The organism is Spirosoma oryzicola (assembly GCF_021233055.1).
Lineage (GTDB): Bacteria > Bacteroidota > Bacteroidia > Cytophagales > Spirosomataceae > Spirosoma > Spirosoma oryzicola.
Window position 1 is genome coordinate 2,926,073 of record NZ_CP089538.1, and the last position, 13,240, is coordinate 2,939,312.

Annotated in this window: 9 protein-coding genes; 6 read left to right on the forward strand and 3 right to left on the reverse strand. The window is 53.3% G+C overall.

All coding sequences use genetic code 11. The annotated features are described in order from the left end of the window. Window positions 1-62: 62 nt before the first annotated feature. From LQ777_RS12375 to LQ777_RS12395, 5 genes are all read left to right on the forward strand, one after another. Window positions 63-1,385: a TolC family protein gene (locus LQ777_RS12375; RefSeq protein WP_232558237.1), complete on the forward strand. Its 1,323-nt coding sequence runs from the start codon at window positions 63-65 to the stop codon at window positions 1,383-1,385. A 19-nt stretch (window positions 1,386-1,404) separates the two neighbouring features. Beyond that, on the forward strand, window positions 1,405-2,508 hold the full coding sequence (locus LQ777_RS12380; RefSeq protein WP_232558238.1) for an efflux RND transporter periplasmic adaptor subunit: 1,104 nt from the start codon (window positions 1,405-1,407) through the stop codon (window positions 2,506-2,508). Window positions 2,509-2,600: 92 nt separating this feature from the next. Continuing rightward, window positions 2,601-5,738: an efflux RND transporter permease subunit gene (locus LQ777_RS12385; protein ID WP_232558239.1), complete on the forward strand. Its 3,138-nt coding sequence runs from the start codon at window positions 2,601-2,603 to the stop codon at window positions 5,736-5,738. A gap of 167 nt (window positions 5,739-5,905) precedes the next feature. Beyond that, the gene (locus tag LQ777_RS12390; protein WP_232558240.1) at window positions 5,906-7,183 is read left to right on the forward strand and encodes an MFS transporter; all 1,278 of its coding nucleotides are present in this window, start codon (window positions 5,906-5,908) and stop codon (window positions 7,181-7,183) included. Beyond that, window positions 7,180-7,590 carry a hypothetical protein gene (locus tag LQ777_RS12395; protein WP_341871356.1) on the forward strand — a complete coding sequence of 137 codons (411 nt, stop codon included), beginning with the start codon at window positions 7,180-7,182 and terminating at the stop codon, window positions 7,588-7,590. Before LQ777_RS12390 ends, LQ777_RS12395 begins: the two co-directional genes overlap by 4 nt. A 31-nt stretch (window positions 7,591-7,621) precedes the next feature. On the opposite strand, the gene hslU is transcribed toward LQ777_RS12395, so the two are convergent. The 3 genes from hslU to porQ form a co-directional block, all read right to left on the reverse strand. Continuing rightward, window positions 7,622-9,013 (reverse strand): ATP-dependent protease ATPase subunit HslU, encoded by a 1,392-nt coding sequence (hslU, locus tag LQ777_RS12400; protein WP_232558241.1) that lies wholly within the window; start codon window positions 9,011-9,013, stop codon window positions 7,622-7,624. A gap of 117 nt (window positions 9,014-9,130) precedes the next feature. Beyond that, a complete protein-coding gene (locus LQ777_RS12405; RefSeq protein WP_232558242.1) occupies window positions 9,131-10,174 on the reverse strand; it encodes an LLM class flavin-dependent oxidoreductase in 1,044 nt (347 codons plus the stop codon). Between the two features lie 70 nt (window positions 10,175-10,244). Beyond that, window positions 10,245-11,291, reverse strand: a complete 1,047-nt coding sequence (gene porQ, locus LQ777_RS12410; RefSeq protein ID WP_232558243.1) for a type IX secretion system protein PorQ — start codon at window positions 11,289-11,291, stop codon at window positions 10,245-10,247. 218 nt (window positions 11,292-11,509) lie between these two features. Between porQ and LQ777_RS12415 the strand changes: the two genes are divergently transcribed. Further along, window positions 11,510-13,096 carry an acyl-CoA carboxylase subunit beta gene (locus tag LQ777_RS12415; protein ID WP_232558244.1) on the forward strand — a complete coding sequence of 529 codons (1,587 nt, stop codon included), beginning with the start codon at window positions 11,510-11,512 and terminating at the stop codon, window positions 13,094-13,096. The last annotated feature ends 144 nt before the right edge of the window (window positions 13,097-13,240 follow it).

The following is a 13,240-nucleotide window of genomic DNA, read 5'->3' on the forward strand; positions in this document are numbered from 1 at the left end:
ATTAACCGTAAGACTGGTACTTGCGGCCCTAATCACCTTGTTCCAATTACAGATTCTATCTTATGAATTTTCGAACGATCGCCAGAAAAGCAAGTCCTGCATTTGTCCTTGGCTGGTTGTTGACAATACCAACGCTGTTTGCACAAACAGTGGGCATTCAGCCGGATACGGTTCAACAAACGTTACCTCAACTCGAACAGCAGTTTCTGGACCGAAATTTTCAGTTGCTTGCCCAACGCTATCAGATCAGCGTCGCTGAGGCCAACGTCATTCAGGCAGGGTTGCGTTACAATCCAAATGTTCAGTTTCAATCCAACTTTTTCAATCCGCAAACGGGTAAGTTTTTCCAGTACGGACAAAACTCGGCGGCCGACGTGGCTAACAGCCAGTTCAACCGGGGGGGGATGACGATCCAGGTGCAGCAATTGCTGATGCTGGCCGGGAAGCGCAGCAAGCTGGTTGCGGTGGCCGAAAGTAACCGGGCGCTGGCCGCGCTGGCCTTTCGCGACATTCTACGGACGCTGCGTTATCAGCTAAATACCACCTACGCCAACCTGTTCTACGACCTCCAGGCCGTCGCCCTGCTGCGAGGGGAAGAAGGGCGTCAGCAGCAATTGATTGAGTCGTATCGAATTGCCCAGCGTACGGGTGGAGTTGCTCCTTACGAGGTAACGCGCCTGGAAGCGGCTCTGCGCGACCTGCGGGCCACGATTGCCAATTATCAAAGCCAGATTGCCGATGAGCAGGCTACACTGCGGGTACTGCTCCGGCAAACGGGAAATCGCTTCATCCTGCCTACGGATGTTCCGGTCGCTACACCACCTTTGCCGCAACTCAGTGTGGCAATCGACTCCGCCCTGCACAACCGCCCCGATGCAGCCATCGCTCTGGAACAGATCAACTACGCGGAACGGAGCTTAAGCCTGGAAAAAGCCCGTCGGACACCAGACCTGCTTGCTGGTTTTGTTTTCGACAAATACGGCAACGCTTTCAACAACTTCACGGGTCTGTACACCGCTATGGACTTGCCAATTCGGAACCGAAATCAGGGCGCGATCAAAGCGGCTGAATTTAACGTGAAAAGCTCACAGGCGGGTGCCGACAACCAGCAAACGATTGTACAAAGTGATGTGCTTAATGCGTACGATAAACTAAGCACTTACTACAATCAATACAGTACCCTGCCCACGGATTACATCAGCCGATTGCAAAATATCTCCGTTGAAGCTACCCGCAGCTACAACGCCCGAACGATTGGTCTGCTCGATTATCTGGACAAAATCCGTACCTACCAGCAAGCGCAGTTGAACTTGATTAACCTTCGAAACAACCTGTTTCAATCGCAGCAGCTGCTGAATTTCGTAACCTCCACCCGATTTTATTAGATAGTAACCACGTCGTTGTATGAAATCTTTGCTATGCATTGCGGCTACCGGTTTGTTGCTGGCGGCTTGTGGACATAAAAATGCTGAAGACGAAAAAGTGCCGACCTCGGCTGCCGATTCAACCAGCAGTTATCTGACCGATTCTGTTCGGCGCATGAGCCCCGAGGCTGAGTTAACTCTTAACGGAACGGTGACATTTGATCAGGATAATGTCGTGCGCGTTTTCCCGCTGGTGAGTGGAAACGTTCAGAAAACGACGGCTTCGCTGGGCGCTTACGTACAGAAAGGTCAGGACCTGGCCCTAATTCGGTCGGGCGATATCTCGAATTATACCAACGACTACCAGGCCGACAAGTCGGATCTGGACGTTGCCAAGCAAAACTTCAAAAACGTCGAGGCACAGTACAAAGCCGGATTTGCTTCGCAAACGGATTACCTGACCGCCCAAAGCAATTTGAAAAAGGCGCAGGACGAATTAGGGAAATCAACGAATATCCTGCGCGTCTACGGCGGAAGTACGGCTGGAACAGGACAGCCTTATTTTACCGTAAAAGCACCCATTGCTGGTTATATTGTTGAGAAAAATGTAAACACAGGGCAGGACTTACGATCTGATAATCAGGACCCGCTCTATACCATTTCGAGTCTGCAAAAGATATGGGTGCTTGCCAACGTCTATGAGCAGGACATTCCCGAAATCAAACAAAACCAGGCCGTCGATATTCAGGTACTGGCTTATCCCGACAAAACCTTCAAGGGTATAATCAGCAACGTCAGCAGCGTACTGGACGAACAGGCGCGGGTGCTGAAGGTGCGGATCGTACTGGACAACAAGGACGGTTTGCTCAAGCCCGATATGTTTGCCACTATTCACGTGCATCTGCCCAATACAGGGGTGGCGGGAACGGATCAGGCGCTGGCCGTAGCGCAGAAAGCCGTCGTATTCGACCGGGACCATTATTACGTAATCGTGCAGACGGGCCGGGACAAGTACGAAGTCCGGGAGGTTAAAGTGGTAAAAAATACGACCCGCTACGCCTTCGTGGAGGGCGGGAACCTGAAGCCCGGCGATACGGTGGTGACCGAAGGTAGCTTGCTGCTGTACAACGATTTGACCGATTAGGTTTCGAGGAAACGGGTTGTTGCAGGCGGTTGCAAACGTAGCAATTGTGACCGCGCTCAATCGCCCAGGTACTCATTCACTCAATTGTTTCCATGAACAAGTTCATTCGTAGCCTGATCAGCTTTGCCCTGACCAACCGGCTCACCATATTTTTTACCATCGGCCTGATCGTAGTGGCCGGGGTGGTTAGTTTTCTGAATACACCCGTTGAAACGTTTCCGGACGTTACCAATACGAACGTTATCGTTATTACGCAATGGCCGGGTCGTTCGGCGGAAGAGGTAGAACGGTTTGTGACCTTACCCCTCGAAACCGAACTGAACTCCGTTCCGCGCAAAAGCACGCTGCGGTCCGTGTCCCTTTTTGGCCTGTCGGTGGTGACGATGATCTTTGAGGATGGCGTCGATAACTTCACGGCCCAGACTAACGTCGCCAACCGCATTGCCGGGGTTGATCTGCCCGATGGCGTTACGGCTGAAGTTGAACCACCCTACGGGCCAACCGGTGAAATCTACCGCTTCACGCTCGAAAGCAAAACCAAAGACATCACCGAGCTAAAAACGCTTCAGGACTGGGTGATCGAGCGTCAAATCAAAAGTGTGCCCGGCATTGCGGATGTCGTTAGTTTCGGTGGTAAAGTAAAAACCATCGAGGTGAGTCTGAATCCAACGCTACTGGCCAATTACGGTTTTACCGCGCTGGACGTTGATCAGGCTATTCAGCAAAGCAACATCAACGTGGGGGGCGATGTCATCAAGCAGGGCAACCAGTCGCTGGTGGTGCGTGGCATCGGTTTGCTTACCAAACCCGAGGACGTAGCCGGTATCATTATCGACAACGTAAACGGCGCTCCGGTTCGGGTGCGTGACGTAGCAACGGTTCGTGAATCGTTTCAGCCCCGGCTGGGTATTGTCGGGCGCGACAAGCAGGACGATGTCGTTGAATGTATCGTGGTTATGCGGAAAGGCGAAAATCCAAACGACGTTATCCCGGCCCTTAAAGCCAAGATCGATGAGCTGAACAACCAGATCTTACCCAAAGACGTAAAAATTAAAACGTTCTACGACCGCACCACGCTGAACAACTACACCTTGCATACGGTGGGCGAAAACGTGGGCATGGGTATCTTCCTGGTAACGGTTATTCTTCTCGTATTCCTGGCCGACTGGCGCACCACCGTAACAGTAGCCATTGTTATTCCGCTGGCGTTGCTGTTTGCCTTTATCTGCCTGCGGCTGCGCGGTATGACCGCTAACCTGCTGAGTATCGGAGCGCTTGACTTCGGTATCATCATCGATGGCGCCGTCGTGATGGTCGAGGGCTTGTTCGTGATGCTGGCCGTGCGGGCCGAGAAGCTGGGAATGACCAAATTTAACGGGCGCGCCAAACTGAGTTGGATCACGAGTACGGCTACGGAGTTGGGTAAGTCGATCTTTACCTCCAAGCTCATTATCATTACGGCCCTGTTGCCGATCTTCAGCTTCCAGAAAGTCGAAGGTAAGTTGTTTAGTCCGCTGGCCTGGACCATCGGTTTTGCGTTGCTTGGTTCGCTTATTGTGAGTCTTACGTTGATTCCGTTGCTGTGTAGCATCCTGCTGAAGAAAAACGTGCGGGAGCGACATAACCCGGTTGTGGAAGGACTCGAAAAAGGCTACATTCCCGCGCTGGCCTGGGCCATTCGCAAACCACGTACCATCATCGGTATTGCGCTGGGTGGACTGGCTTTTGCGATCTATTTGTTTCTGTTTCACATTGGTTCCGAGTTTTTGCCGCAGCTCAACGAAGGCTCGATCTACGTGCGGGCCAGCTTGCCTTATTCTGTTTCGCTGGACGAAAGCTACGCGTATACCCGCAAATTCCGGGCGGTGTTTGACGAGTTTCCCGAAGTGCGGGGTGTGATCTCACAAACCGGGCGACCTAACGACGGAACCGACCCAACGGGCTTTTTTAACAACGAATTCTTTGTTGACCTGTACCCCAAAGAGGAGTGGAAGCGCGATATAACGAAGGATGAACTGATTGCAGAAATGCAGCAGAAATTAGCGCGTTTCCGGGGTGTGTCCTTTAACTTTTCCCAACCGATATCGGATAACGTCGAAGAAGCGGTTTCGGGGGTGAAAGGATCGATGGCGATTAAAATCGTTGGGCAGGACCTGAACGTACTTGATCAGGAAGCTACGCGCGTGTTCAACGTGATGCGGACGATTCCGGGCGTGAGCGATCTGGGTGTGTTCAGGAACCTGGGCCAGCCTGAATTTAGAATCCAGCTCGACCAGCAGAAAATGGCGTTGTATAACGTACCCACCGACGTCGCCCAGTCGGTTATCGAAACGGCCATTGGTGGTAAAACCGTGACGCAGTATTACGAAGGGGAGCGCCGGTTCGACGTTAAAGTGCGCTATGACGAGCGGTTTCGGTACTCACCCGAGCTAATCGAAAACTTGCTGGTGCCTACGCGTTCGGGTAGTAAAATTCCACTGAAGGAGCTAGCTGACATCGGTACCCGTTCGGGACCGGCGTTTATCTACCGGGAAAACAACGCCCGCTTTATTGCCATCAAGTTTTCGGTACGGGGCCGCGATTTGGGAAGCACCATTGCCGAAGCACAGCAGAAAGTTGGTCAGCAGGTCAAACTGCCCGAAGGTTTCCAGATGCGCTGGGCGGGTGAATTCGAGAATCAGACGCGGGCCGAGCGGCAATTGTCGATTGTGGTACCCATCAGTATCACGATTATCTTCCTGATCCTGCTCTTTACGTTTGGTAGCGCCCTGGACGCGGCACTGATTATCCTGAACGTACCCTTTGCCCTGATTGGCGGTATCCTGGCACTCTGGCTGACGGGTATCAACTTTAGTATTTCGGCGGGGGTTGGTTTCATTTGCCTGTTCGGTGTTTCAGTGCAGGATGGCGTGATTCTGATCAACCGCTTCAAGGAAAATCTGCACAATAAGTTGCCGTTGGTACAGGCCGTGCGGGAGGGGGCGCAGACGCGGGTACGACCCGTGGTTATGACGGCGTTGATGGCTTCGCTGGGCTTATTACCCGCGGCTCTTAGTACGGGAATCGGGTCCGAAACGCAGAAACCGCTGGCAATCGTCATGATCGGTGGCCTAATGACCTGTACCGTTCTGTCCCTGTTGATCTTACCCGTTACGTACGAACTGATCCACAAAGGCCGGGCCTGGCGCAAAGAGAAAAAAGCGGCTCTGGCCTCAAACAAAACAGTTTAGGTATTTTGCTGTCGGGGTGGTGTCAGGTTCTCAAACCTGACACCACCCCGACATACCACCCCGATAGTGCGTTTGGGCGTTACCACAGAGCAATACAGTTTATTGTTCGGGCTCAATGATTGGGGAGAACGGCCTACCTTTGCAGCCGGAACCTTCAATAGATCAACTTGTCAATCACGCATTCATTGTCAGGGGCACAAACCGTACGTGGCCCGTCGTTGTACACGTTTTCGTTCTGGCTGCTGTGCCTCAGTAATTTTTTGTTTTCGGCCAGTTTTCAAATGATGATTCCGGAATTGCCGGCTTACCTGACAAAGTTGGGCGGGCGGGAATATGTCGGGCTAATCATTGCGCTTTTCACGCTTACAGCGGGTGTCTCCCGGCCTTTCAGCGGTAAGATTACCGATACCGTCGGGCGCGTTCCCGTCATGGCGTTTGGGTCGATTGTGTGTTTTGTGTGTGGTTTTCTGTATCCGTACCTGCTGACGGTCTGGGGGTTTCTGACCCTGCGGCTCATCCACGGTTTCTCGACTGGCACCAAACCGACAGCCACCGCTGCCTACGTAGCAGATGTGGTTCCGGCCAATCGTCGGGGTGAGGCAATGGGAACGCTGGGTTTATTTACGGCTATGGGCATGTCGCTCGGACCGGCCATCGGGAGCTGGCTGGCGGATGATTATTCCATGAACGTGATGTTCTGGACATCGTCGGTATTTGCCTTGCTGTCCATCGGTATCCTGCTGCGGATGCCCGAAACGCTGGTTAACCGGCAACCGTTCCGGTTCAGTCTGTTGCGGTTAAAAAAAGACGAAATTTTCGATAAACAGGCCATTCCGCCGTTCACGGTTCAACTGCTCCAGGCGTTTTCGTCCGGCGTCGTCCTGACCGTGATCGCTACGGTGAGTATGTCGCTTGGTATTGCCAATAAAGGGTTGTTTTTCAGCGTATATACCGTGGCGTCGCTGGCCGTTCGCCTACTGTTCAGCAAAGCATCGGATCGGTACGGACGGGTGCCTGTGCTGCTGGTATCCTCCACGGCACTAGCTATCTCGATGGTTTTGTTGACGGTTACCGACCCGGCTGATCCGAACGCGTACTTGTGGTTCTGGAGTGCGGCCATTGTGTATGGAATGTCGTGGGGCATGAATTCACCCACCATTCAGGCCTGGACGGCAGATCTGAGCGACGAAGCAACGCGAGGGCGCGCCATGGCGACGATGTACATAGCCCTGGAAGCCGGAATTGGCTTGGGCGCGGTGGCATCGGGCTGGCTGCTGAATCACTTTGCGGGTGAGGCCGGGATTGATGCGTCGTTTATCCTGTCCGGCGTATTGGCTATAGTTGCTGTGCTTTACTTAAGCTGGAAGTGGCGCCAGCGGCAACCGCCCGAAACGCACCGGATGAACGATGCCGATGAAATGGCCTTGGTGGACGGAGAGCCATGATGGAAGAGATTGAACCGCAGATTCGACCGTTGATTGACGCCTTGAACGCCACCGGTCTGGTCCGGACGTTTTCGAGCTGTGAGGGGCATTATAGCGCCGAGGAACAGACGCTTGTTGATCGAAACCGCGCCGACGTTCGGTTTGTGCCTGCCGAAGGAGTTACCGAAAAAGAAATCGAAGGATTGCTGACGTATTTGTTAACCCGCTTTAAAGGGCAGCATGGTGTACTGCCCGTTCAGGTAGTCGGCTATAAAGTGTATACGCCAATTGATGATGAGGCCGTTGACGAAACGTTTGTGCTGGAACTCCGTCCGTTTAACCGCTTCGAGCCACCTGACCGGAAGCGAGCTGATACCGACCGGGCCATTGAAAAACTAACCCGCCTGGTTGTCGCGTGGGTAAAATAAGATTCGTCTACGCGACAACCAGGCAGATCAACTACAAAATAAACTGACTCAAATCCCGGTTTTTGACCAGACCGTTCAGTTTTTCACCCACTAATTCTTTCGTCACTACGACGTGCGCATTGGCCCCAATCGCGTCGGGAATGTCGAACATAAAGTCATTCATCAGATGACTCAGTACCGTTTGCAACCGGCGAGCCCCGATGTTTTCGACTTCCGCGTTAACCTCGAAGGCAATCCGGGCCAGTTCGCGAAGGGCATCATCCTGAAAGGTAAGTTCTACCTGTTCGGCGGCTAACATGGCTTCGTATTGCTTCGTCAGCGCGTTTTTCGGTTCTTTGAGGATCTGGTAAAAATCGTCCTCCGACAAGCTCTGCAACTCCACCCGAATCGGGAAACGCCCTTGTAACTCAGGAATCAGATCGCTGGGTTTGGCGACGTGGAAAGCACCGGCGGCAATAAACAAAATATGGTCGGTATGAACGACACCGTGCTTGGTATTGACCGCGCTGCCTTCCACAATGGGAAGCAAATCACGCTGTACACCTTCCCGGCTGACGTCCGGTCCGCCACCGCCGTTACCCGACCGGGCCGAGGCTACTTTGTCGATTTCGTCGATGAAAATAATTCCTGCATCTTCGGCTTTTCGGATGGCTTCTTCTTTCACTTCATCCATATCGATCAGCTTGGCGGCTTCTTCTTCGAGCAAAATTGTCCGGGCTTCGGCAATGGTCACCTTGCGTTTTTTGCCCCGTTTAGGCATCATGCCACCGATCATTTCCTGAATGTTCATCATGGAAAGATCATCCACGGCACCGCCCATAATACCGATGTTAGGCGCTTGGGATTGCTGAACGTCGATCTCAATTTTACGGTCGTCCATCTCACCCGAGCGGATTTTGTCCCGAAAGCGTTCACGAGTTCGTTCGTTGAGTTCCGCATCGGCGTCTTTCGGCTGATTCTCAAAACCGAGCTGATTAGTGTTGCCAGCAGGTTTGACGGGCGGGATCAGGATATCCAGGATAGCGTCTTCGACGAGTTGCTGAGCCCGCACCTTGACGGCTTCCTTTTTCGCGGACCGCACCATGTTGACGGCCTGTTCGACTAGATCGCGCACCATGCTTTCCACATCGCGCCCGACGTAACCTACTTCGGTGAATTTCGACGCTTCAACTTTTATAAAGGGCGCATCGGCTATTTTAGCGAGCCGACGGGCAATTTCGGTCTTGCCGACACCCGTTGCGCCAATCATTAGAATATTGTTCGGCGTAATTTCGTGCTGCATGTCCGCAGCACTGTTCATCCGACGCCAGCGGTTACGCAGCGCAATGGCTACGTTGCGTTTCGCATCGTTCTGGCCAATAATGTACTGATCTAACTCAGCAACGATTTGCCGAGGGGTAAGGTCTTTGAGTAATTCGGTCATCGAAAAAAAAGAAGCGTATGATACGCGCTGCCTAGTAAGGAAACGCAGGAATTAGAAAAATGTCTCCACAAGGCGTAAAAAATGCACTTCGTACGCCTACGGGCTTTGGGCTATGGATTAAATTGCCTGTTGTGTAGCAGCGAGTTCTTTTCGAATCACGGGGGCTACCTGGGTGCCAAATAATTCAATAGCCCGTAGCAGTTTCGGATGGTCGGCCGACTGTCCACCAATGAGTTGGGCCAGGTAGCGCGTATTCTGAAACAGCTCATGGAACGTCAGTAGCTTGTCGATGACCTGCTGCGGACTACCCACCAGCAAAGGACCGTGCTGCCGCAGGTATTCGTACTGTTCGCGACCGAGCGGGGGCCAGCCGCGCTCCCGACCAATCCGATTCATCAGCACCGCGTAGAACGGGTAAAAATCGTTGGCTGCCTGTTGCGAGTTATCCGCCACGTAAAAGTGGGAATTGACGGCGAGCGGGATCTGGTCGTGTCCCGCTTTCCGGGCCGCCTGCCGGTACATGTTCACCAGGGGCACAAACCGGTCGGGCGTGCCACCCAGCATTGCCAGCGTCATCGGCAGGTTCATACTGCCCGCCCGAACCGCCGAAGCGGGCGTACCCCCAACGGCCAGCCAGATCGGAAGCGTTGGTTGGTAGGGGCGAGGATACACACCTACGTTCGGAATAGATGGACGGAAGTGGCCCTGCCAGCTAACCACTTCCTGCTGGTTGATGGCCATCAACAACTCCAGCTTTTCGGTGAATAGGTCATCATAATCGTTCAAGTCATAACCGAATAGGGGAAACGACTCGATAAACGAACCCCGTCCGGCCATGATTTCGGCCCGCCCGTTCGAAATAAGATCCAGCGAGGCAAAATTCTGGTACACCCGCACCGGATCGGCCGAACTCAAAACCGTTACGGCGCTCGACAACCGAATGGTCTTTGTCTGGGTAGCCGCAGCGGCTAGAATCACTTCGGGAGCGGAGATAATGAAATCAGGCCGGTGGTGTTCGCCCAGGGCAAAAACATCCAGACCCACCTGATCGGCCAGTTTTATTTCTTCCAGCAACTGCTGCATGCGCGTGTGGGCGTTGAGGGCCCTGCCCGCTACCTGATCGGGAATGACCTCGCCAAAACTACTGATACCTAGTTCCATCGCTTCGTCGTTAAAGGAGTTGTTTGCTATGCTGCGGGCCTGTTGCCGAAAGGCGGGTGCCGCCCGCTTTTTAGTTCATCAATCGATTCAGGTCAACACGCAACGACAGCTGACTGGTTCCGGCGGTCGGTACCGACGAGAAGCGGCCGTACGTCAGTTGAAACCCCCGCGCCTGTACCGAGGCTCCGAACGAAATGCCGGCTCCACCGCCACCAGTTGTCAACTTTCCTTCCTGACGTTTCTGGTGATTATAGCCTACCAGCAAATGAACATGCCGGCTAAGCAACAGTTCGGCGCTGACGATCAGATGGCGCGCTATTTTTTCGGTCACGCTGGTCGGCTGCGAAATGATGTTGCCGTTCAAATCGTACCGAACGTTTAGGCTCGGGTCGTTGTAGCTGATGTCGAAGCGTTGCAGGTGATGCGCCGTCAAGGTCAGGCGTACAGGGGCGTGTTTCGGCTTTACGGTTACGCCCGCTTGCAGGTCAAACGGTAAATCAGCGTCGGCTGGGCCGTAGTTTTTAAGCAGGTAACCCACATTTTTGGCCACCAGACCAAACGTTAAGTTCTGTTTCGGATGCCTCCAGATGCCCCCCAAATCGGCCAGTACACCAAATGCTGAGTACGTTTCGATGCTCGACCCAACCGCTTTAAGGGTAGCGCCAAGCGTAAAGTTACCTTCGGTACGGGCATGGGACAGGCTTAGGGCGTAGTCATTGGCGGAGAAGGTGCCGAGCGAATTGCCTGCCGGGTCAGTTAATGTAAACTCGCCATAGGTAAGATACTGCAAGCCTGCGGCCCACCGCGCCCGACGGTTGGGATCATTGGCCTGAATGGGTAAACCGTATTGCAACGTGTAATATTTAGCCGCGGCCAGATAAGGCATCAGGCTAATGGACAGCTCATTATCCCGAACCGAATCGGCTAGGGCGGGATTGTTAAGATGATAGGAGCCATCGGGTTGTGTTGCCGAAGCCAGCTGTCCACCCAGGGCGGCAACGCGCGCATGGGTTGGCAAATCCAGAAACGGAAAGATACGCTGGCCACCGAGCGGTTGAGCCTCGGCCATGTGGCAGAAGAGTAGCCCAAGAAGCAGGCTCAGTAGCGGTTTTAGCACGTATCAGAAACAAAAAGTCTGGGGCAAATGTCGGTGAAAAAGCGGGAAAGCTCAACAGCAGAAAGGGAAACCTCCTGCCCGCCGATACGACCCGCTTTCTTTGTCCGTTAGCTCTGTCATTACGATGTTAGCTTTGATCAAGAGAAAATGGAACAAAATCGGTAGAATTGGGTAGAACAATTAACTTTGCCTAACGCGCTTTCGCTAAACTCTACCTCATGCAACCGGAAATTCAGCCCGAAACCGATTTGTCACCAACTGTCAAACCATCCAAAACGGCTGTCCTGGCCCAAAAAAACGCCGAAGCTGAACTCGGTGGCGGTCAGAAGCGGATCGACAACCAGCACGCCAAAGGCAAGTTAACGGCTCGCGAACGAATCGGTTTACTCGTTGACGAAGGGTCGTTTGAGGAAATCGGGAAGTTCGTCATGCACCGTACCCGCGATTTTGGACTCGACAAAGAGCATTACTTGGGCGATGGTGTTGTAACGGGTTACGGTACTGTAGACGGACGGCTGGTGTACGTGTTTGCGCAGGATTTTACCGTGTTTGGTGGTGCCCTTTCGGAAACCCACGCGGAGAAAATCTGCAAGCTGATGGATCTGGCTATGCAAAATGGCGCGCCAATCATTGGGCTGAACGATTCGGGTGGGGCCCGGATTCAGGAAGGGGTATTGTCACTGGCGGGTTATGCTGATATTTTCTACCGAAATACGAAGGCGTCGGGCGTAATTCCGCAATTATCGGCGGTGATGGGTCCCTGCGCGGGCGGAGCGGTCTACAGCCCGGCCATTACCGATTTTATTTTCATGGTCGAACATACGAGCTACATGTTCGTGACGGGGCCGAACGTAGTCAAAACGGTTACGCATGAAACCGTTACGGCGGAAGAATTGGGCGGAGCCAGCACGCACAGTACAAAGTCGGGGGTGACGCATTTCGCCTGCGAAAACGAACTGGCGTGCATCCAGCACCTCAAGCGGCTGCTGAGCTATATTCCCCAGAACTGTGAGGACGAGCCCGCGCTGCTGCCGTACGACGCGCAGGACGAAACCCGACTGGCGCTTAATAGCATCATTCCCGACAATCCAAACCAGCCTTATGACATGCGCGAAGTCATTGAGGAACTGGTGGATGCGGGTACGTTTATGGAAGTACACCGGAATTTTGCCGAAAACATTGTGGTTGGCTTTGCCCGGATTGGTGGGCGCAGCATCGGCGTGGTTGGCAACCAGCCCGCCGTATTAGCCGGCGTTCTGGACATTAACGCGAGCACCAAAGCCGCCCGTTTTGTCCGTTTCTGCGATTGCTTCAACATTCCCTTGCTGGTCCTGGAAGATGTGCCGGGTTTTCTGCCGGGAACCGATCAGGAGTGGAATGGTATCATCACGAACGGAGCCAAGCTGCTGTACGCCTTTTGCGAAGCCACGGTTCCCCGCGTGACGGTTATCACGCGAAAAGCATACGGAGGAGCTTACGATGTGATGAATTCGAAGCATATCGGGGCTGATCTGAACTACGCGTGGCCGTCTGCCGAGATTGCGGTGATGGGAGCCAGCGGGGCCGCCGAAATTATTTTTAAACGCGAAATTGCGGAAGCCGACGACCCGCAGGCCAAGTTGCAGGAGAAAGTACAGGAGTATACCGAGAAGTTTGCCAATCCGTACCGGGCCGCGAACCGGGGCTATATCGACGAAGTAATCATGCCCGACCAGACTCGGCATAAGCTCATTCGTGCCTTTGGTATGTTGGAAAATAAGGTGGCTAGTATGCCGAAGAAAAAGCACGGCAATATTCCCCTTTAGGGCTGCTTTTGACAGCATGTGCTGTGGAGTACTCCGGCAATAACCAACTACCCGCAATGAAATTATACAATTCTTTATGCATATTTGTGTAAAATCCGAACGTACTTGCGCATGCCTATGGACAATCAATCGACCAAACAACCA

What these genes read in the sequence shown, in the direction of transcription:
- LQ777_RS12395 (WP_341871356.1), top strand. Translation starts at nt 7,180, where the DNA reads ATGATGGAAGAGATTGAACCGCAGATTCGACCGTTGATTGACGCCTTG.
- LQ777_RS12415 (WP_232558244.1), top strand. Translation starts at nt 11,510, where the DNA reads ATGCAACCGGAAATTCAGCCCGAAACCGATTTGTCACCAACTGTCAAA.
- LQ777_RS12405 (WP_232558242.1), bottom strand. Translation starts at nt 10,174, where the DNA reads ATGGAACTAGGTATCAGTAGTTTTGGCGAGGTCATTCCCGATCAGGTA.
- LQ777_RS12375 (WP_232558237.1), top strand. Translation starts at nt 63, where the DNA reads ATGAATTTTCGAACGATCGCCAGAAAAGCAAGTCCTGCATTTGTCCTT.
- hslU (WP_232558241.1), bottom strand. Translation starts at nt 9,013, where the DNA reads ATGACCGAATTACTCAAAGACCTTACCCCTCGGCAAATCGTTGCTGAG.
- LQ777_RS12385 (WP_232558239.1), top strand. Translation starts at nt 2,601, where the DNA reads ATGAACAAGTTCATTCGTAGCCTGATCAGCTTTGCCCTGACCAACCGG.
- LQ777_RS12380 (WP_232558238.1), top strand. Translation starts at nt 1,405, where the DNA reads ATGAAATCTTTGCTATGCATTGCGGCTACCGGTTTGTTGCTGGCGGCT.